We start from the raw sequence: 19,382 nt of genomic DNA on the forward strand, positions 1-19,382 counted from the left end.
CCCCAGCCTGTCCGGTTGAGGCGCGCACCCCCCCTCGCATTTCTGCTTCCGGCCACGCTCATGTTCAGGTATGGCCGCGATTTACTACTTGAAGTGTTTGCAAGTAGCCTCGGACCTCGGCTGATAGTTATACTAAGTTCCGATACGGTGCCTAATTAAGCGCATCATCGAATAAGGCGAGCCGAATTGGGCGGCGCCTTTCATATTCATCGATCGGCCGATACCATGAAAATGAAGGCGGCTGATCCTTACATCAGCATTTAACGTCGTCCTCTTCCACTTTCAACGCCGGTTGACATGCTTTTCGGCCAGATGGATCGGCCATCGGGCTTTGCCGGAACATTGCTTGATTCAGCGAGATGCCAAAAAATATTCTGACGATCTCCATTCTTGCCGCTCTCGTGCTGGGTGTGGCCTGCGGAGAACTGGTCCGCCGTTTCGTTCCCGATCCGGACGAAATCAAAACGTTCGTCAGTAATGTTTCGCTCTTGACCGAGGTTTTCATGCGCCTCATCAAAGCGATCATCGCCCCGCTCGTGTTCTCGACTCTGGTGGTCGGAATCGCCAAGCTGGGCGATGTCAAGGCGATCGGTCGACTGGGCGGAAAAGCCCTGTTCTATTTCTTCGTTGCGAGCCTCGCTTCGCTCTCGCTCGGCATGGTCCTGGTCAATCTGGCACAACCGGGCGTTCAGCTCCATCTGCCTGTCTCTCAGGACGCCGTACATGCTGCTCTGCCTGCAAACCACTTTGACCTGAAGACGCTCCTCCACCACGTGATTCCGCAAAATGTAGTGGAAGCCATGGGGAACAACGAGATCTTGCAAATCGTCGTGTTCGCATCGTTTTTTGGGGTGGCGGCGGCAACAACTGGAGATCGGGGCGAACCCATTATCGCCGCGCTGGATGCCCTGGGGCACGTGATGCTGCGGGTGACCGGCTACGTCATGCTGTTGGCGCCATTAGCCGTGTTCGGGGCGGCCGCGGGGATTATTGCCCAGAAGGGAACAGGTATTATCTCAACCTACGGTACGCTGATGATCGAGTTCTATCTGGCGCTGGTACTGCTCTGGGGAATGCTGATTTGCGTGGGATTTCTGGTGATTGGGACGCGGATAAAAAACTTGCTTTCGCGGCTTGGCGGACCGTTCTTGCTGGCTTTCAGTACGGCCAGCAGCGAGGCCGCATTTCCGAAGACGCTGCAGGAACTGGAGCGGTTCGGTTGTCCCAACCGCATTGCCAGTTTCGTGCTTCCCTTGGGTTATTCCTTCAATCTGGATGGCTCGATGATGTACATGACCTTCGCGACCTTGTTCATCGCCCAGGCGTACGGCATCGATTTATCGCTTCACCAGCAAATCATCATGCTGCTTACGCTGATGCTTACCAGCAAAGGCATCGCGGCCGTGCCGCGGGCGTCACTGGTCATCATTACCGGCGCACTATCGATGTTCGATATCCCGGAAGCGGGGCTGCTACTGCTCTTGCCTATCGACCATTTCCTGGACATGGGACGTTCCGCCACCAATGTTCTGGGCAATGCAGTGGCCGCGACGGTTCTGTCGAAGTGGGAGAAGCAGCTTCGCCATTGAGGGCACTCGGCTGAGGATGCACCGTCTCGATGGGCAACACCGTGCCGCGACGATGCCCTGGCTTTAGGCTGGCCTTACCTCGCGTGAGGCGAGCAAGGTCTTGAGGATACCGGGGTCGATCGGCTTGACCAGATGATGATTGAAACCGGCCGCTGCGCTTCGCTGTCGGTCTTCGGCTTGTCCGTACCCCGTCAGGGCGAAAAGCGTCATCGAGTCTCCGTATTCCTTTCGTAAGTGCTGAGCGACTTCATAGCCGCTCATTCCCGGCAAACCGAGATCGAGCAAAACCACATCCGGCTTATACGTCTGGCATATATCCACTGCGGACCGGCCGTCATGGACGATGCGTGTTTCATGTCCCCACAGCTTCACCAGCAGGGCCATCGATTCCGCCGCGTCGTAATTGTCGTCCACCACCAGAACCCGTAGCACGGGCGGTGCTTCGGACGCCGGTAGAGCGCTCCAAGAGTGGGAAACCAGCTCGGTTTTTGCAGACAAAAGCGGGAGGTAGATAATGAACTCGCTGCCTTTTCCAGGTCCGTCGCTGCGCGCTTCGACATAGCCCCCGTGCATTTCCACCAGCCGTTTGACCAGTGAGAGCCCGATGCCCAATCCTCCGCGGGCACGGTCGATCCCCGGATCGACTTGGGCGAAGAGGTCGAAGACTTCGGACAGATCGTTCTCGGCAATTCCGATACCGCTGTCTCGAATCGAGACGAGGACTTCGTCCTTCCGGTCCTTGACGGTCACCCAGATGTGTCCGCCGTCCGGAGTGTACTTGTTGGCGTTATTGAGAAGATTGTCGAGTACCTGCGTTAATCGAACATCATCGCCCTCGACATAAAGAGGACAGGGCGGCAAAGTCAGCGTGACGGTATGCTGATGCGCCGATGCGCTGGGCCGGTGGTTTTCCACGACCCGAGCGGTTAAGGCCACGAGATCCACGGGCAGTTTGTGCAGGTTGATTTTGCCGCGCGTGACCCTTGAAACATCGAGAAGGTCGTCCACCAGCCGAGCCAGGTGCTGGGTCTGCCTCTCGATCATTTCGAGCGGCCGTTGACTCTCGGGCAGTAGCGGCACTTGGCGATGCAGGATATGGACGGCGTTACGGATCGGCGCCAGAGGATTCCGAAGCTCATGGGCCAGCATCGCCAGGAATTCGTCTTTGCGGCGGTCAGCATCGGCAAGCTCGGCCGCTCGGCGCCGCAACGAGTCTTCCAGCCGCTTGTACTCGCTTAAATCGACGATGAACGCGATCCAGGTGAATGGTGAGCGTTCCAGCGCAGTGGCGCAGATCAGGATCGGCACCCGAGTGCCGTTCTTACGGATGAATTCTTTCTCGAAAGGCGTGATCGCGCCGTGATCCAATAACTGGTTCCGAGCCGCTTCATCCAAGGCTTGGTATTCGGGCGGCGTCATCTCCGGCCAGCGTAATCTTCCCGCCTGCAGATCCTCACGGCTGTAACCCAACATATCGAGGAAGATCTGGTTGGCATTGCAGATCTGGTCTTCGATTCCCTCAAACACTCCGATGATATTGGCTTCCACCAAGCGCCGGGCGCGCATTTCGCTTTCGCGCAAGGCCTCTTCGGTTTGCCGGCGCTCGATGGCCAAAGCCAGCGTATAGGCAACGGCGCGCAGGAATTGGGCATCATCCTCGGTAAAAGCGCGGTGCTTTTTGGTATGCACGCCCAACACGCCGTAGGGCCGCGCATACCCGGGAATGGTGATGCTCATGCCACTCACGACGCCGTGCTCGAAGAGCAGAGGCGGACCGCTGAAGCGCGTCTCGCTGCGAAGGTCGTCGACGATGACCGGTTCGCCGGCGATCAGGGTGCTCTCGTCGGCCGGTTTGGAGATTAGCAGCGTGTAACCTGCTTGAGACTCCAAACCGGCGCTGACCGTTGCTTCTCCAACCAATCCTTCTCGCCAGCCCACACCCGCCTTCAATCGTAAGGCCCGACCATCGGGAAGAAGCTCCAGGATTTTCGTGTACTCGATGTCGAGACACTGGGCGATCTGTTCCACGGCGTGCTTCATCAGCCGATCAAGACTGGTGCCGGCCAGGGCCGATTGGCTCAGATCGGCGAGAATAGCCTTGCGGTGCGCGTGCTCCTGGATTTCGGCCTCGGCAGTCTTGTGGGGAGTGATATCGCGTATGACGCTTATGGTTAAGGTACCTTCCTCCGCCTTGATGGGCGCCAGATGGACGTCCACGGGAAACTCGCTGCCGTCCCGTCGCAGGCCGTAGAGTTCGGGGCGCTGGCTCATCTTGAGCCGATAAGGCGCTGCGCGGTAGTGCTGCCGGTGATCGATATGACGTGCTCTATAACGCTCCGGAATCAAGCTCTCGATTGGTCGACCCAGTAAATCTTCTCGATCGTAGCCGAACAATCGCTCCAGCTCCGCGTTGATTTGCCGGATGCGGCCTTGAGAATCGACGACCGCGATAGCATCCGGCAAGGCTTCGAAAAGAGCCTGACACAGCGTTTGATTCTCGGGCGATATTGCTTCGCTCGGCTTGGGCTTCGCGCGATCCCAGAGAGTTTCAAAAGAGCAGGGATTGATCTGTTTCATGATGCTGCACGCTGGGACGGCGGAGTTTACTTCTTCCGCTCCCTGAACGTTAGTGTCTCCTTATGGCATCGACGCAATCGGAGACCGATGGACCATTAAAGACCGCCGAGAATGAGTTGCTATCGGGATGCATTCGCGGGAGCACTGCGCGTCTCGGTACCGGGGTGTGGTTATTCATCGCGGTTTGACCTATTCAAACCCGTCCTGGTTTCCATGATTTTAGAGCCTTACGCGATATTTGGTGGAAGTTTCTTTGAGTTTGTCCTAAACGCGGGGCTCGCCGATAGCTGCGCTTTCGCCGATGTGAACGCCGCTCTGTTTTCACTGCCTGAAGTTCGGCAGGTGGTACAGGCCGTCCGCAGCTTGTCATCAGCCGGAAACAATTTATCGAGAAGATATAAGCCGAGGATCTTGGTGCATCAGGTGTCGCACCAAACCGGACCAGGGACGGTCTACCTTTGCTGATAGGCTTCGGTCTCCAAAATCATTTGCCGGAGCCATTCCATATACGGGGTTCCGCCGGTTCCCCTCGGGTCGCCGGTCCAGCGATTGATATATTCCTGCGCCCAGCCGTAATGGACACGGCGGAAAGAGGCAATCGCCTCGAGTATGGCATTAAAAGATTCTTTGTAGCGGGGGTGTCGGACGTTCGGCATGGCCTCGACCTCCTCGATGAGCCGGCGATGTTCGATAGGCATGTAGTTCCGCATGTCGGCCAAATGATCGGTCAAAGCCGAACGCTGGTGCGGAATCTTCAGGAACGCAACCAAAGTCGGCATGATACTGCTCTGCGCGCCGGTCTCGCCGCGGAATCGGATAGGCGCTTGGTCCACGCACTCATAAGTCACGCCGTCGAAAAATCGGATATACGGCCTAAAAGTCTTGTAATACAGGCGTGCATCCATTTTCTCGGGTATCCGTTTGAGCACTTCGACTTGGCGTCGCACTGCACTTTCGATTTGCCACAGTTCGGTGCCGATGTCGGAATTCGGATCGACGGCGAATTTCCGTTTGACCGAAGCAATGGCGGCCAGAATGTCTGCGGCAATCGCCTCGATTTCCACATGTACCAGAATGAACCAGTGTTCATCGTACATGTGAACGAAATTCTGGATCGTGTCGATGTTCCCCAACCGAATCGGCTGGTCTTTGCGGAAGCGCTTCCAGTTATACAAGGCATAGCCGTCGTAGCTCAAAATCGGCGGACGCCCCAACAGCAGGCAGGCTTTTGCCAGCGGTACGGCGATGTTGCGCGGCAGCATTCGCGCCGGTTCCATCCCGACCTGATTGACATAAGCGGAGGCGAGAAAACCGATCCGTAGGTAGTACAGCCGAAGCTGCGGCAGCGTTTCGGCAGTGACCGGTTCCTCCCAGCTCGGGATATCGAGCTCCCGCGCATAAGCGCGAAATCCTACGTCATGCAGAAGGCTCGGCAAATCACGGCCGACCTCGTCGATTACGGCGTAGCGGGAATCGTAAGGGAAGGCCGTGAGGGGGTCCTGTTCTGGTAGAAAGCCGCGCTCAGCATAATGGGATTTCAACAGTTCGCTTGCTCCGGCCTGCGAGGCTCCCGGGCCGAGTCTGTCGTACTGCCCGTGTGTGTCGGTGATCATTGCTGCTCCGGTGAAAAGCGGGTTTTGCTGCGACTGAGACCCCGGTTATGCGAACTTCGTTCGCTTTGTGGGGAGTAGTCTCCGTGGTAATGGCCTTCCGAGCTACTATGCGGCGGCTCCCTTATCAATCCTCCGAACGGCAATCCGAGTCCTTTTGGCTCGTCGATATCCGCCGCGACACCGAGCCACTTTATGATTTGAATTTTTCCGTGTCCAGTCGGGGGGGGGTAATCGACTTGCCGTCGATAGCGGCATGCCGCATGGACGCATTCCGTGCAGCGCGTCAACCACGTCTTGAACGGTGCCGGTCCAGAAGTCCGATGTCTCCGGCACCGTTCATGAGTGCCCGGAATGTCCCAACAAGAACCCGAGGGTTTCCAGCAATACCCCGAATCCTAGAAAAACCAGGCCGATCCAGGCGTTCTCCGGAGCAAGCAGAAACAGCACTCCCCCGGTTGCCAGTAAACCCAAAGATATACGCCTGCGACTGGTCGGACTCTTGAGCATGGGGATCGATGCTACGGTTCAGCCCCAAGCGATTTCAGTTGATTAAATTGCTCCGGAGTCAATACGGCATTGATCGCCGCGCGGGAACTCAAAGCCGTGTTCACCAATGCGTCGAAAGCCGCCGTGTGATTTTTTGCCGCAATACGGATAGCCGCCTCGTCGCTCGCCGGGTTCAGAAAGAGGCGATAGGCCGATCGTTGGGTTTCACGAAGTTTCTTGCCGATTTCCTTGATCTTTTGCTGATTGTCTTGGTGTATCCGCACGATCTTGCCGATTTGTTCGTCGGACAGCTTGAGCTCGTTGACGTGGCGAAGCATCACGTTTTCATAGCTTTCATGCGCCCGCAATCCGCCTTCTTGCAAGCTTTCCAATAGCTTGCGCAGCTTGGCGCCATGCGCGCTGTCCATGGCGCGCGGCTGGCTTTCGGTTGCGGGCGTTTTCGCGGCTGCCGGCAATCCCCATGCGGTTAATGCAAAAACCGATGCCGTCAACAAAGCGGAGAGCTTTTTCATGGGTTTCCTCGTCATCCAACGCCGATCGTCAGATCATTGCGCTTCGAGGCCGACGAGCAACGCCCGGTAAGCGCATCGTCGAGTGTGCCCCGGGAGAACGTTGGACATAACGAGCACCGGAAAGCACTAATCGCGTCGGCCATCGAACTTGAACAACCAGGCGACTCGGCCCCGAGCCAATTTCGACCGTCATCGAAATATTCGATCGGACAGCCCGTGGCCTAGTTCCGCCTGGACCACCGCACTCGTGAGTCTCGTGCTGACGGCAGTTGGTCGACCATTCGTGGGCCCCAAGATTTTTTCGCAAACGAAGGCCGCGCACTATGGTCTATCAAAGATTAAAGCGTATCCTTGTAGGAAGCCGGCATGTACGACTGGATTGTCGTTGTCCCGGTGTTCGGGCATGGCTGTAACCTGTTCGGATTCTTGGGCTTCGACCGAAAAGCCGGTTATTGTTCTAGTAAAGGAGATAGACGATGCGGAAGGCTTTCTACGGACGCTGCGCCCCCCGGTTTTTCGTGCTTCGAATTATCTTGGCAAGTGCTCTTACGGCCTATGCGTCTTTACTCTCCGCGAGATCGGTCGATACCGGGAGACACCGCGTGATAGCCGCCGAGATCATTGTTCTGCCCGCGCCGCATACCGCGGGTTCCATGTCATTGGAAGAGGCCTTGCACAGGCGCGATTCGGTTAGGGAGTTTCTCGGGACGCCGATGTCGTTGGAAGACGTATCTCAGCTCTTATGGGCCGCTCAGGGAATCACCCACGACGATCAGCTCCGCACCGCCCCTTCGGCCGGTGCGCTTTATCCGTTGGAGCTGTACCTAGTGGGCGGCGACGTTCTCAATCTGCCGGCAGGCATTTACCGGTATCTCCCTCAACGGCACCGGCTGGAGGTGATCCGTCGCGGCGATTTTCGGGCCGATCTCGCCGCCGCGGCAATGCATCAGGATTGGCTGAAAGACAGCGCGGCAATCCTGGTATTCGCTGCCGTGGAGGAGCGAACGACCGCGAAGTACGGCTCCCGCGGCCGCGCCTACGTCCATGCGGAAGCCGGGCATGCGGCGCAGAACGTTTTGCTTCAGGCGGTAGCCCTGGGACTTGGCGGTACGCCGGTCGGGGCATTCGATGACGAGTGGTCGGCGCAAGTTCTGGACCTTCCAGCGGAGGAGAAGATCCTATATTTGGTGCCCATCGGAAAGCCGCGCTAAGAGGTTATGCGAGAAGCTACTCGCGTCCCATAGAGGCCCTTTCGACTGAGCCTAGGACGGGCACGCTCTTGGGCTGCCCGCGAGGCTTCCCACATACCCTCCAAGAGACGCCGGCGGCGAGAGCGATCCCCCTTGTATCCTGGAACGGCACCGTGCCGATTGACGGTTTTGATCATTCAGGGAGTGAACCATGCGACGTTTGCACATTGCCATCGTCGGTTTCGGCAGACTCGGTTTGGCGTGTGCCGAAGCGGCACGGAACGACGAACAGATTGTCTTGGCCGGTGTCGTGCGCCGACCGGAGTCGGCGCAGATCCTGCCCGCTCCCTTCGATCGGATTCGTGTCGTTTCCCATATCCGCGAATTGTCCGGTCTCGATGCGGTGTTGGTCTGTATCCCAGCGGAGTGGGTTAGGGGCTGCGTACACGATTTGCTCCAACTGGGTCTGCCCGTCGTCGAGTGCGCAAGATTTCATGGCGAGGCTGTTCTTGAGCACAAGCAGGCCATAGATCGCTGGGCGATCCGCTTCGAGCGGCCCGCTGTCGTGGGCGCCGGCTGGGACCCTGGGGCGCTGTCCTTGATGCGGGATTTGTTCGCTCTGCTCACGCCGAAAGGACACACCGACATCAGTCATAGGCCCGGCATCAGCCTGCATCACACCACGCTGGCCGGCTCCGTACCGGGAGTTAAGGGGGCGCTTTCGACGGAACACCGGAACGCCGACGGGCAGATGGAGCGCTATGTCTATGTCGAATTGGCGGACGGCGCGAGACTGGAAGAAGTGAAAGCGGCCGTTGCCGCTGACCCGCTGTTCGGGGGCGACATCACCACCGTATTTCAGGTCGAGAGTATGGCGGCGCTCGAGGACGAGCACGGCGTACTGCTGCAACGCCACGGTTCGGCCGGTCAAACCAAACACCAGTATCTGATGTTCGAAGCGCGCCTTTCCGAGGCCGCCCTGAGCGCTCAAATGATGCTGGCGGCGGCCCGTGCGCTGCCCGGTTTGAAGCCTCGCGCTTATTCGCTGTTCGATCTGCCTCTGGGCGCCCTTTGGGGTGAGTTGCGTAAGGATTCGGAACAGACGTTTCTCTGAGTCGCTGCCGTGCATCCTTATATCTCGATTCTTCCGTTCACAAGAAGCAGAATTTCCGGCTGATCACCGGGAGAGCGACCTCGGATCGGTAGGTTACGCGGAGCCTGTCCTGAGCCTGTCGAAGGGCCTGTCCCGAGCGGAGACTAGGGGCTAACTCACCATCTACGATGAATGTTCACTCGAATGCCGAATGGAATTAGCTATGTTCGCCTGTTTTCTTCCGAATCGGCGAAGGTATGTTGGCCAAGAATGCGTGAAACAAGGTCGGATCGTAACCGACAGCAAATCCCAGCAAGGATAATAGTCCCGCCATCCTGAGATACTGGGCGGCATTGGTCTCGCTGATCGCTTCCGTCGTTCCGCCGGGAATTCCGATGGCCAAACCGGCGATGTACAGCAGATAAACCAGAAAGCTGCGGCACATGCTGGCCAATGGAGATTCTACCCGGTAGGCCATGCTTACGGGAGCCAATGCCTGGTCGGAGTCTGCGGGTTGATCCTGGTCTTCGGTCCCTGCTTGATACCCCTTGAATGTCAACCGGCTCGATACTCCACCTATCACGCCGGAGAGGCATGTCAGTATGGCGACGTTGGTGTAGGTGTAAAGAGAAGCTGCGATGATGAAATCGTGCCAATTGAACGATGCCGCGAGATGGTCGCGATAGGGGCGTGACGAAATCAGCAGTCCTGAACCGAACAGCGTGATCCAGGCGACGAGACCCAAAAAGCCTATGACATAATCGACCCATTTTCGGTATGGCATAGTTTTCATCTTGGCGCCTCCTTTGATAAAGCGCCTTGATTTTAGAAGCTTTTGGGGGATTAGCCATACCGCTGTCCAAGCGCCAGCAATTTTCTGCTCGAAAAGGCTCGATCATTCCTCCGACCAAGGTTCACCGCTTCCTTGCCGCGACTTTTTCTCGCCGGGCTCTTCCGGAGTTCCCGCCGAGGGTTCCTGTTCCAAGGGCTCTTCTTCCGGAAATCCCTCGCCCCACTCGTCTCCGCCTTCTTCCGGGCTTGTACCGGTCGGCCGCTCCTGGGACTTTTCGATTTCCTTCAGAGGCTCGACCCAATCTTCGGGCGGCGTATCGGAGACTTCGGTACCCGTGAGATCGTCCACTTCCGAGACGTCCAGAGGCCCGCTCCAGTTTTCCGGCGCCTCGATAGGCTGAATCTCGAGCCGGTACCAGGCATCGAAATCCATCTCTTCCACATCTCCGTCGAAATGCTGGATCTCCACCAAATCCGCCTCCTCATCCACGAAGACGACCTGGAAGGCTTGACCCTTGTCCAGATGTTGGTACCAATTGCCGACAATAGGATCCGCTTCAGAATTCATCGTTATGCCCTCGTCTTATACACCGAGATCTCGTTCTACCGGCGAGCGGCTCGGATACCCTAAGGAACGCTCGGCCGGTAAGCTAGCCGAATCGAAATTGAGTCTGTCCATCCTTTAGGTCTGCAAAGCAGATGGAAGTTTAAATTGGACGAAACGGCCGAGAGCCGTCGCCGGATCATCGATCGGGCGTGCAAACGCTCTAAATTGACAAAGCTCACATAGCAGAAGAAATTCTTAAACCTCAACGGTCAGCCGATCAGAGAACTTTTCATCAACCGCAACCACCGAAGGACATGTTCGTCATGCTGTGGGATATTTCGCCCGTCGCCTTCACCATTTCCATAGGCGCTTTCCAGCTTCCGGTCCACTGGTACGGACTTTTCTTCGCGTCGACTTTCGTCTACGGTCTGTTCGTCTTCCGTTACTTGTTTCGGCGTGAGGGACGGCCGGAGGACGAGGTTTACGATCTGGTGCTGTTCGTCCTTGCCGGAACCGTGATCGGAGCCCGCTTGGGCCACGTGCTGTTTTACAATCCGGGTTTTTATCTGACGCATCCGTGGAAAATCCTCGCGGTGTGGGAAGGCGGGCTCGCGAGCCACGGCGCGGTGGTCGGCATTCTGATCGCGGTCTGGCTATATTCCCGTCGGGCGACCAATCAATCGTTCCTCTGGGTGTGCGATCGCATCGGCGTTACCGTACCTTTGTCCGGATGCCTGATCCGCATCGGCAATTTCTTCAACTCGGAAATCCTGGGCCACCCCGCCGACGTTCCCTGGGCGATTGTCTTCGCCCGGGTCGATTTGCTGCCGCGCCACCCGGTACAGCTTTACGAGGCTTTCTGTTACTTGTTGATTTTTCTGGTCCAGTTTCGCTTTTATCTCAGGCGTGGGAATAGCGTGCCCGAGGGTTATATGTTCGGTCGCTTTTTCATCCTGGTATTCGGTACCCGCTTCGTCCTGGAATTCTTCAAGGAGGGCCAGGCCGCTTTCGAGTCCGGCTGGACGATTACCATGGGCCAATGGCTGAGTATTCCGGCGATGCTAGTCGGGATGTATTTGGTGCGGCGAGCGTGGCGCTTGCAGCGGGCGTTCGGAGCCGATTTGAATGCCGCGCCGCCCCAGTCGGATGCTTGATCGCGAAACGGATTATCGACCTTTGCGGTAGATGGGCAGTCCTGGTCGCCAAGGATTCCATTCGGGCGGCATTTCGGGCAGCGATTCGTGCGCACCGATCACGAGAAGCCCTCCGGTCGACAGGCGAGCGTCGAGACCGTGCAGGATGTCCCGCTGCAGGGCGATCGAGAAGTAGGTAAATGCGAGGTTGCGGCAGAGAATGAGATCGAAGGGGCCGTCCGGCAAGGTTTTGCGCAGATCCTGCACGGCCCAGCTCACCGGTCCGCGATATTCCGGTTTGATGCAGTACCGTCCCTGATTTTCCGTGAAGGCTAGGTCGCGCCAAGGCGGCGGCAATTCCTTGAAACTGCTCGGCGGATAGCAGCCGCGCCGGGCTCGGGCAATCTGATCCGGATCGGCATCAGTGGCGGTCAGTTCAAACGCGATATCCGGAACCTGCGGCGCGATTTGCAGCGCCCAGATCAAAGTCAGCGTGTACGCCTCCTCGCCGGCGCCGCAGCCTGCGCTCCAGCTGCAGATACGGCGTTCACCGCGGGTTCGGCAGAAGCGAATCAGCTCCGGCAATCCGTCGCGGGCGAGAATATCGAAGACCCGGCGGTCGCGGTAAAAGCGGGAGATCGTAATTCGGCAGAAACTATCGAGCCGCGGCCATTCCTCCGCGTGAGTTTCGAGGTGGCGGCGATAAGCGTCGAGATCATCCATCTGCAATTCCGCCATACGTCGAGCGATGCGCCTGATCACCTGACGCCGGACTTTGCGGAACCCCGGCCAGCGCAGTTCCAGGCGCGGCAAGGCCCATTGCAAGAAATCCACCCATTTAGCTTCCTGGTCCGTCACCGTTGCGTCCTTTTGAATCAAGGGTTCGCGCAACGCCGAACATTCAGGGAGTCCGCAGAGAGGCCCGGAGAACCCTTGCCGCGTCGACCGACCGTGGACGGCTTCCTTCGCTCGCGATCACACGGGCAGCGAGAAGCAAGCCGAAGCGCAGACAGGTTTCGGGGGCGGCCCCTTGTGCAAGTCCGTACAGAAAGCCGGCGTCGAAGGCGTCGCCACCGCCGGTTCGATCGGCCTCTGTCGCCGGGAACGCGGGATGGGCGTATTCGCCGCTCGGTCCCAACGCCACCGCCCCTCGGGCGCCCTGGGTAACGACCAAAAAGCTTGAAGGCGAGAGACGCTTCCGCGCTTCGCGCGGATCGGTCGAACCGGTCCAGCGGCGCAGCTCGGTTTGGTTCATGAAGATCAAATCCAGCCGGGGGATCATTTCTTCCGTTGGCCCTTCATCCAGATCGCAGGAGACGGTGGCGCCCCGTTCCTTGGCGAGGCGGATCAAGGGCAACGCGAGCTCGTGCAGAGAGGTCGCCACGTGCAAGTGCGCGCCAGGGTAAAAAATCCGGCCATCGATCTCCGCCGGATCGAAGCAAGCGTTCGCCCCGCCCGAAGTGACCATGCGCTTGCTGCCGGGAGTCGCGAAAATGGCGGCCATTCCGGTAAGACTCCGGCTGGTGCGCTGAATCAGGCTCGTATCCGTCCCAGCTTCGGCCAGCGCCGCGATGGCAAGCGTGCCGAAGGGGTCGTCGCCCACGCACCCGAGCATTCGTACAGACTGGTTGAGCCGCGCCAGCCAATAGGCCGTATTGGCGGCCGATCCGCCGTAGTTCAAAGCGCATTTTCGGCAGCGCAGTTTTTGGTGTTCTTCCGGCAGGCGCTCGACCGGAAACGTGAGATCCGCGTTCAAGCTCCCGGCACAGATAAATCGGGTAATCATGTTTAACCTTAGCCGTCGGTTAAAGCGTAAGATAAGCCTATTCCGCCGCTCGGACCAAACGAGGTCTTATGACTAGATTGTCTCGAATGATGCGCGAGATCGAGGAGGAGGTTACCCTCACCCGGCATCTCATCGGCAAAGACACGCTGAATCCGAGGGTGCTGGACGCGATGCGAAAAGTCCCTCGTGACCGTTTCGTGCCTTCCGAGTCCAAGGCTTACGCTTATGAGAACGGGCCCGTGCCCATCGGTTACGGTCAAACCATCTCCCAGCCCTACATCGTGGCCTTGATGACCGATCTCCTCGATCCAGAACCGGACGACATCGTTCTGGAAATCGGCACCGGTTCCTGCTATCAGGCGGCGGTCCTGTCGCTGTTGGTTAAGCGGGTTTACACGGTGGAAATCATAGCGGAGCTGGCCGAGCAGGCGAGGGAGCGGCTGATGCGCCTCTGCTACGCCAACGTGGAGGTCCGTGCCGGCGACGGCTATCACGGTTGGCCGGAACATGCGCCCTATGACGGCATCATCGTCACGGCGGCCGCCCCGTACCTGCCGAAAGCCTTGCTCGATCAGCTCAGGCCCGGAGGCAGGATGGTGATCCCTATCGGGCTGCCTTATCGCCACCAGGAACTGATGCTGGTGGAGAAGGACAAGCAAGGCCAAATCGAAACCCGGAGCATTTTGGATGTGGCCTTCGTGCCGCTCACAGGAGACTCGATGATCGAACCGGAGCGCGAATCCGTGACGCGCATCGATCGAACGAACGAATACGGATGGAGAACGACCATGACTGTAAAATTATCGGATGCCCAGATCAACGAGCTGAAACTGGCGCTCAAGAGCCGCTATCGAGATCTCAGGGAAGAAATCCGTCAGGAACTCTTGTCTTCGGATAACGAGCAATACATCGATCTCGCCGGTCAGGTTCACGACATGGAGGAGGAATCCGTCGCGGACTTACTGGTGGACCTCAACCTGGCCATCATCGACCGGCACATTCGGGAGCTTCAGGCGATAGACGCAGCCCTGCTCAGAATCGCCAACAACGAGTACGGTATCTGTATCGAGTGCGAAGGGGAGATCGGCTATCCTCGGCTGAAGGTAAATCCCGCGGCGCTGAGGTGCCACGATTGCCAGGAGCGATACGAGCATACCCACGCCGCCACTTCGCCGAGCTTATAGGGAACGGCCGGATATGCGGCGGTACCGTGCGGAACCGGATAGAGGGCCGCCGGTCCGCGCATCCGCCATTCGGTCGATCCGGGCTAATCCAGCACGTGGGACGCCAACCCGTCCGCCAGCTTGGGCTCGAACCAGGTCGATTTCGGGGGCATGACCTTTCCCGCATCGGCCACAGCCATCAAGTCTTCCATGCGGGTAGGGTGCACCGAAAACGCCACGGCCATTTCTCCGGAATCGACGCGGCGCTCCAGTTCGCATAAGCCGCGGACGCCGCCGACGAAGTCGATCCGCCGGTCGCGGCGGGGATCGGCGATGCCGAGGACCGGCGAAATGAGATTGTCCTGCAAGAGACTGACGTCGAGCCGCGCCACCGGGTCCGCGGGGATCAACTCGGGTCTTATGGTCAGCTTGCGCCAGTGTCCGCCGAGATACACGCCGAACTGGCCGGGATTTTCCGGTTTCACCGGATTGTCGGCCGATTCTATGGCAAAGCGCTCGGACACCCGGCTCAGAAACTCCGCTTCGCTCAAACCGTTCAAATCCTTGACCAACCGGTTGTAATCCATGATCCGCATCTGGCTCTTGGGAAATATCACCGACAGAAAGTATTCGTAGCTTTCATCGCCGGTATGGCCGGGATCGGATTGCCGGCGCGAGGCCGCAACCCGCGAAGCCGCGGCGGAACGGTGATGCCCGTCGGCGATATACAGTGCCGGCAGCGCATCGAAAAGTTCGGTGAGCCGGGCGATGGTATCTTCATCGCGAATGCTCCAGAACGTATGCCGCACGCCGGACTCCGCTACCGCGTCGGCTTCGGACGGTTGCTCGGCGGTTTTCGCCAACAGGCTGTCGATCTCGGGCGCATCGGGATACGCCAACAGCACCGGACCGGTCTGAGCGTTCAACGCCACGATCTGGCGTACCCGGTCGTCCTCCTTGTCGGGGCAGGTGAACTCGTGTTTTCGGATGCGGTTGGCGTCGTAAGCGGCGACACTGGCCGTCGCGACCAGGCCCAGTTGCGTATGGTCGCCCATGACGAGGCGATAGGCATAATAGAGCGACCGGTCGTCCCGCTTCAGGATGCCGGAATTCAGCATCCGCTTCAGATTGTCCGCGGCCTTGGCATAAACCTCCGGAGCGTAAGCGTCGGTTCCGGGCGGCAAATCGATTTCCGGTTTGGAAATGTGCAGAAAGCTCCACGGACGGCCCGCCGCCAGCGTTCTGGCTTCTTCGGTATTCAACACGTCGTAGGGCGGTGAGATAACCTCCGCGGCGCGACCGGGCGCCGGACGGAGAGCGGAGAAGGGGCGGATGAGGGGCATGGTCGTTTTCCTGAGGGCAATGGCTGAATTCTAACACCGGAGCCGAGAAACCTTATTTCAGTAATGACTCGTGCGGCTGTCAGTAATTTCACCGGGTCGTTGGTCCAATGGAGCAAGGAATGGCGAACTGGAGCCCAATGACGATGTCCTGTATTCTCCCTCATCTTTCGAGGCTAGAGCATTTCCCGGTTTAGTGTAGTGCCCCGGCTGTAGGTCGGGAATCCCTTCCCGACGTGGCTGTCGGCAAAGGATTGCCGACCTACGACTATGCGTCTTGTTCTACCATTAGCAGTTTCAGCCCCTTGTATCGAGGTCTTCATTTCAACATGAGCAAAGCCTATCGTCCGATTTTCGTTGCAACGCTTCTTTTGCAAGCCGCCTGTGTCAGCGTTTCGAATCAGCCTCGCGGGATTTACCAACCTGGCCAGATACCGGGCGAGTCCACGGCCGAGCGCCAGCCGGGTACTCCACAGGCAGGCGCGAGAGAAACCCCCGCTCCGTCATGGAGAGCGAAACCACCCGTCAGAAGCGAGCCCGTCGCTTCATCGCCTGCAGTTCTGGCCTTGTTGAGCGAGGCCGAAAACAACCGCAAAAGCGGGCAACTGGACAATGCCGCCTCCGCACTGGAAAGAGGGATACGCATTCAGCCGCGCAATCCTCTGTTGTGGCATCAATTGGCCGAAATTCGGCTCCAGCAGCATCAGCCGGGCCTTGCCGAAGATCTGGCGAAAAAATCGAACCAGCTTGCGAGGGGAAGCCAGCCGCTGACCCAAAAGAACTGGTCCATTATTGCGCAGGCGCGCCGGGCGAAAGGCGACCTGGCCGGTGCGGCGATGGCCGAGCAGAAAGCCGGGAACTGAATTGCCGGATTTGCTTTCGATCTTGGGGGCGGAAGGCCCGTTCGCCCGGTGCTTGCCGGGGTTTCGCCCGCGCCAGGGACAGGCGGAGATGGCGCAAGCCGTCAAACAAGCAATCGACGGCAAGAGCTGCCTGGTCGCGGAAGCAGGTACCGGCACGGGCAAGACCTTGGCCTATTTGGTTCCGGCGGCTTTGTCCGGCAAGAAAGTCATCGTTTCGACCGCCACCAAGACTCTCCAGGATCAGCTTTTCCGCAAGGACCTGCCTATGGTCCGGCAAGCGCTGGCCGTGCCGTTCAAGGCGGTACTTCTGAAAGGGCGAGCCAATTATCTGTGTCCGTACCGTCTGCAAAACACCCTGGGATTCAAGGCGGGTTACGGCCCACGCGAGGCGTACGCCCTGGAGGCGATCCGGCGCTGGAGCAAGACCACCCGGACCGGTGACATCGCCGAAGTCGTCAACGTGCCGGAATCTTCGGTGCTTTGGTCTTCGGTGACCTCGACCGGAGACAACTGCCTGGGGCAGGAATGCCCCCAATACGAAGACTGTTTCTTGGTGAAGGCACGCCGCAGTGCTCAGGATGCCGATATTCTGGTGATCAATCATCATTTGCTGTGGGCCGACTGGACCTTGAAGAACGACGGCTTCGGCGAGCTTTTGCCCGACTGCGAAGCGATCGTGGTGGACGAGGCTCATCAATTCGTCGAATCGGCGGCCCAGTTTCTGGGGCTCAGCATCAGCTCCCGCCAGCTCCACGGGTTGGCGGACGATATCCTGGTCGAGCGGCTCAAGAACGCGAAAGATATGCCGCAGCTGCTCGAAGAAGCGGAACTGCTCGAGCAATTGACGGCGGAGCTGCGGCAGGCTTTGGGCGACCCTTCGCGGCGGGAGGCGTGGCACAAGGTGGCGGACGATTCGGCGGTAACCGAAAAGCTCGCCGAGTTGCGCCGGCATTTGCACGATCTCGAAGCCATCCTGAAAGAAGCCGCCGTTCGCAGCAAAGGCCTCGAGTCGTGTTGGAAACGTTGTACGGATTTGGGCGTGCGGCTGGAGACTTTCGACAAGGACGAAGGCAGCGAAGCCGTACGCTGGTTCGAGGTCTATAAGCACAGTTTTTCCCTGAACCGGACCCCGTTGGCCATCGCCGGCGAATTCGCGCGGTTTCGGAAGCACAGTCAGGCCGCCTGGATCTTCGCATCGGCAACGCTCACGGTGAGCGGCCGGTTCGATCATTTCGTCGGACAACTGGGACTCGGCGGTGCCGATTGCCGGGCTTGGGAAAGCCCGTTCGATTACCGGAACCGGTGCTTGTTGTTTCTGCCGCCGGGGCTTCCGGACCCGGCGGTCGACGGCTTCACCCAGGCCGTGGTGCGAGCCGCGCTGCCGGTTTTGAAGGCCAGCCGGGGCAGGGCATTCATGTTGTTCACCTCGCATCAGGCCTTGTCGGAGGCTGCGGCTTTGATCGCGCAGCATCTCGATTATCCGCTGTTCGTTCAGGGCAACCAGCCCAAAGCGGTGCTTCTGGAAGCGTTCAAGCAAGCCGGCAACGGCATTCTCCTGGGCACCGGGAGCTTTTGGGAGGGGGTCGACGTTCCGGGACCGGCGCTTTCCTGCGTCATTATCGACAAATTGCCGTTCGCTTCACCCAGCGACCCGGTGCTCAATGCTCGGCTCGAAACCCTCCGCCGCAACGGACTGAATCCGTTTGCGACCTATCAGCTTCCGGCCGCAACCATCGCGCTCAAGCAGGGCGTGGGGCGCTTGATCCGGGATCAGGAGGATCGCGGCGTGCTGATGCTGTGCGATCCGCGGATTTTGTCCCGCTCCTACGGGAAGGTTTTTTTGAACAGCCTGCCGGATACGCCGAGGACCCGTTCGCTCGCCGATGTGCAGCGGTTTTTCTCCAGTGAATTCGAAAAAGAGATCGCGGTATGAAGATTCTGGCCATCGAAACCGCCACGGAAGCGTGTTCGGCCGCCTTGCTGATCGATGACACCGTTCTCGAACGTTATGAGCTTGCGCCGCAGCAGCATAATCGGCTGATTCTGCCGATGATCGACTCCTTGCTGGCCGAAGCCGGAGTCAGGGTTTCGCAAGTCGATGCTTTAGCGTTCGGACGGGGGCCCGGTTCCTTTACCGGCGTCCGCATCGCGGCGGGCGTGGCTCAGGGGATTTCGTTCGGTGTTGATCTGCCGGTGGTTCCGGTTTCGACGCTGGCGGCCCTGGCGCAGGATGCCTTGATCGAGTCTCCGGAAAAGGTCGCATTTTCCTGCATCGATGCGCGCATGGGCGAAGTCTACTGGGCGGTCTACCGTAGGGGAGAATCGGGGTTGGCGGAGCTTTTGGGCGAAGAATCGGTACGGCCGGCCGAACGCGTTTCGTTTCCCGATCATGCCGAAGGCGTCGGTATCGGCAGTGGATGGAAGACCTACGGTTCGGTTCTCCAGGAGCGTTTGGGCAGCGACGTAAAAAGGATTCTGCCCGACCGCTTTCCGCGCGCGGCGATGGTGGCTCGTCTTGGCGCCGATGCTTTCGGCAGCGGTTTCTTCGTGGAGCCGGAACAGGCGCTGCCGGTTTATCTGCGCGACAATGTCGCTAAAAAGCGGGGTTCACGAACGTAGGCGGATCGATCTTTGTAGCGGTCCCGTCGAAAAACGCAGAGAAAGGGAAAAATCCCTG

Annotated in this window: 17 protein-coding genes; 8 read left to right on the forward strand and 9 right to left on the reverse strand. The window is 58.8% G+C overall.

Annotated elements, in window-relative coordinates:
• The first annotated feature begins 359 nt into the window (after positions 1-359).
• On the forward strand, positions 360-1,589 hold the full coding sequence (locus ACR2R1_RS00265) for a dicarboxylate/amino acid:cation symporter (RefSeq protein WP_077729251.1): 1,230 nt from the start codon (positions 360-362) through the stop codon (positions 1,587-1,589).
• Between the two features lie 63 nt (positions 1,590-1,652).
• Here the strand turns inward: ACR2R1_RS00265 and ACR2R1_RS00270 are convergent, their stop codons facing one another.
• From ACR2R1_RS00270 to ACR2R1_RS00285, 4 genes are all read right to left on the reverse strand, one after another.
• On the reverse strand, positions 1,653-4,166 hold the full coding sequence (locus ACR2R1_RS00270; protein WP_077729250.1) for a PAS domain S-box protein: 2,514 nt from the start codon (positions 4,164-4,166) through the stop codon (positions 1,653-1,655).
• A 452-nt stretch (positions 4,167-4,618) separates the two neighbouring features.
• The gene (locus ACR2R1_RS00275) at positions 4,619-5,779 is read right to left on the reverse strand and encodes a hypothetical protein (RefSeq protein ID WP_086135412.1); all 1,161 of its coding nucleotides are present in this window, start codon (positions 5,777-5,779) and stop codon (positions 4,619-4,621) included.
• A 336-nt stretch (positions 5,780-6,115) separates the two neighbouring features.
• Complete coding sequence (locus tag ACR2R1_RS00280) at positions 6,116-6,250, reverse strand: hypothetical protein (protein ID WP_347257703.1); 135 nt, start codon at positions 6,248-6,250, stop codon at positions 6,116-6,118.
• A 47-nt stretch (positions 6,251-6,297) separates the two neighbouring features.
• On the reverse strand, positions 6,298-6,798 hold the full coding sequence (locus tag ACR2R1_RS00285) for a Spy/CpxP family protein refolding chaperone (RefSeq protein WP_347257704.1): 501 nt from the start codon (positions 6,796-6,798) through the stop codon (positions 6,298-6,300).
• Between the two features lie 476 nt (positions 6,799-7,274).
• Between ACR2R1_RS00285 and ACR2R1_RS00290 the strand changes: the two genes are divergently transcribed.
• Together ACR2R1_RS00290 and ACR2R1_RS00295 are read left to right on the forward strand one after the other, a co-directional pair.
• A complete protein-coding gene (locus ACR2R1_RS00290; protein WP_077729247.1) occupies positions 7,275-8,009 on the forward strand; it encodes a SagB/ThcOx family dehydrogenase in 735 nt (244 codons plus the stop codon).
• Between the two features lie 190 nt (positions 8,010-8,199).
• Positions 8,200-9,102: a diaminopimelate dehydrogenase gene (locus tag ACR2R1_RS00295; RefSeq protein WP_077729246.1), complete on the forward strand. Its 903-nt coding sequence runs from the start codon at positions 8,200-8,202 to the stop codon at positions 9,100-9,102.
• Between the two features lie 196 nt (positions 9,103-9,298).
• On the opposite strand, the gene ACR2R1_RS00300 is transcribed toward ACR2R1_RS00295, so the two are convergent.
• A complete protein-coding gene (locus ACR2R1_RS00300; protein ID WP_139841163.1) occupies positions 9,299-9,874 on the reverse strand; it encodes a hypothetical protein in 576 nt (191 codons plus the stop codon).
• 102 nt (positions 9,875-9,976) lie between these two features.
• The gene (locus tag ACR2R1_RS00305; protein WP_086135415.1) at positions 9,977-10,441 is read right to left on the reverse strand and encodes a DUF6763 family protein; all 465 of its coding nucleotides are present in this window, start codon (positions 10,439-10,441) and stop codon (positions 9,977-9,979) included.
• A gap of 302 nt (positions 10,442-10,743) precedes the next feature.
• On the opposite strand from ACR2R1_RS00305, the gene lgt reads away from it, so the two are divergent.
• Positions 10,744-11,574, forward strand: coding sequence for a prolipoprotein diacylglyceryl transferase (lgt, locus tag ACR2R1_RS00310; protein WP_205780692.1), 831 nt, complete (start codon positions 10,744-10,746; stop codon positions 11,572-11,574).
• A gap of 12 nt (positions 11,575-11,586) precedes the next feature.
• On the opposite strand, the gene ACR2R1_RS00315 is transcribed toward lgt, so the two are convergent.
• Together ACR2R1_RS00315 and ACR2R1_RS00320 are read right to left on the reverse strand one after the other, a co-directional pair.
• Positions 11,587-12,411, reverse strand: coding sequence for a CheR family methyltransferase (locus ACR2R1_RS00315; protein ID WP_434112148.1), 825 nt, complete (start codon positions 12,409-12,411; stop codon positions 11,587-11,589).
• Between the two features lie 43 nt (positions 12,412-12,454).
• Entirely contained in the window at positions 12,455-13,339 is an 885-nt protein-coding gene (locus ACR2R1_RS00320) for a carbohydrate kinase family protein (RefSeq protein WP_434112150.1), read from the reverse strand.
• Between the two features lie 68 nt (positions 13,340-13,407).
• Here ACR2R1_RS00320 and ACR2R1_RS00325 point away from each other — a divergent pair, with 68 nt between their 5' ends.
• Entirely contained in the window at positions 13,408-14,523 is a 1,116-nt protein-coding gene (locus tag ACR2R1_RS00325; protein ID WP_434112152.1) for a protein-L-isoaspartate(D-aspartate) O-methyltransferase, read from the forward strand.
• An 83-nt stretch (positions 14,524-14,606) separates the two neighbouring features.
• Here the strand turns inward: ACR2R1_RS00325 and ACR2R1_RS00330 are convergent, their stop codons facing one another.
• Positions 14,607-15,845: a DUF1015 domain-containing protein gene (locus tag ACR2R1_RS00330; protein ID WP_434112154.1), complete on the reverse strand. Its 1,239-nt coding sequence runs from the start codon at positions 15,843-15,845 to the stop codon at positions 14,607-14,609.
• 326 nt (positions 15,846-16,171) lie between these two features.
• On the opposite strand from ACR2R1_RS00330, the gene ACR2R1_RS00335 reads away from it, so the two are divergent.
• The 3 genes from ACR2R1_RS00335 to tsaB are packed head-to-tail and all read left to right on the forward strand — an operon-like array spanning position 16,172 to position 19,324.
• Positions 16,172-16,705, forward strand: coding sequence for a tetratricopeptide repeat protein (locus ACR2R1_RS00335; protein WP_077729238.1), 534 nt, complete (start codon positions 16,172-16,174; stop codon positions 16,703-16,705).
• A gap of 1 nt (position 16,706) precedes the next feature.
• On the forward strand, positions 16,707-18,638 hold the full coding sequence (locus ACR2R1_RS00340) for an ATP-dependent DNA helicase (protein WP_434112156.1): 1,932 nt from the start codon (positions 16,707-16,709) through the stop codon (positions 18,636-18,638).
• A complete protein-coding gene (gene tsaB / locus ACR2R1_RS00345; protein ID WP_156879360.1) occupies positions 18,635-19,324 on the forward strand; it encodes a tRNA (adenosine(37)-N6)-threonylcarbamoyltransferase complex dimerization subunit type 1 TsaB in 690 nt (229 codons plus the stop codon). Before ACR2R1_RS00340 ends, tsaB begins: the two co-directional genes overlap by 4 nt.
• The last annotated feature ends 58 nt before the right edge of the window (positions 19,325-19,382 follow it).

The organism is Methylocaldum sp. GT1TLB (assembly GCF_051027445.1).
Taxonomy (GTDB): domain Bacteria; phylum Pseudomonadota; class Gammaproteobacteria; order Methylococcales; family Methylococcaceae; genus Methylocaldum.

What these genes read in the sequence shown, in the direction of transcription:
- ACR2R1_RS00265 (WP_077729251.1), top strand. Translation starts at nt 360, where the DNA reads ATGCCAAAAAATATTCTGACGATCTCCATTCTTGCCGCTCTCGTGCTG.
- ACR2R1_RS00270 (WP_077729250.1), bottom strand. Translation starts at nt 4,166, where the DNA reads ATGAAACAGATCAATCCCTGCTCTTTTGAAACTCTCTGGGATCGCGCG.
- ACR2R1_RS00275 (WP_086135412.1), bottom strand. Translation starts at nt 5,779, where the DNA reads ATGATCACCGACACACACGGGCAGTACGACAGACTCGGCCCGGGAGCC.
- ACR2R1_RS00285 (WP_347257704.1), bottom strand. Translation starts at nt 6,798, where the DNA reads ATGAAAAAGCTCTCCGCTTTGTTGACGGCATCGGTTTTTGCATTAACC.
- ACR2R1_RS00290 (WP_077729247.1), top strand. Translation starts at nt 7,275, where the DNA reads ATGCGGAAGGCTTTCTACGGACGCTGCGCCCCCCGGTTTTTCGTGCTT.
- ACR2R1_RS00295 (WP_077729246.1), top strand. Translation starts at nt 8,200, where the DNA reads ATGCGACGTTTGCACATTGCCATCGTCGGTTTCGGCAGACTCGGTTTG.
- ACR2R1_RS00300 (WP_139841163.1), bottom strand. Translation starts at nt 9,874, where the DNA reads ATGAAAACTATGCCATACCGAAAATGGGTCGATTATGTCATAGGCTTT.
- ACR2R1_RS00305 (WP_086135415.1), bottom strand. Translation starts at nt 10,441, where the DNA reads ATGAATTCTGAAGCGGATCCTATTGTCGGCAATTGGTACCAACATCTG.
- lgt (WP_205780692.1), top strand. Translation starts at nt 10,744, where the DNA reads ATGCTGTGGGATATTTCGCCCGTCGCCTTCACCATTTCCATAGGCGCT.
- ACR2R1_RS00320 (WP_434112150.1), bottom strand. Translation starts at nt 13,339, where the DNA reads ATGATTACCCGATTTATCTGTGCCGGGAGCTTGAACGCGGATCTCACG.
- ACR2R1_RS00325 (WP_434112152.1), top strand. Translation starts at nt 13,408, where the DNA reads ATGACTAGATTGTCTCGAATGATGCGCGAGATCGAGGAGGAGGTTACC.
- ACR2R1_RS00330 (WP_434112154.1), bottom strand. Translation starts at nt 15,845, where the DNA reads ATGCCCCTCATCCGCCCCTTCTCCGCTCTCCGTCCGGCGCCCGGTCGC.
- ACR2R1_RS00335 (WP_077729238.1), top strand. Translation starts at nt 16,172, where the DNA reads ATGAGCAAAGCCTATCGTCCGATTTTCGTTGCAACGCTTCTTTTGCAA.
- tsaB (WP_156879360.1), top strand. Translation starts at nt 18,635, where the DNA reads ATGAAGATTCTGGCCATCGAAACCGCCACGGAAGCGTGTTCGGCCGCC.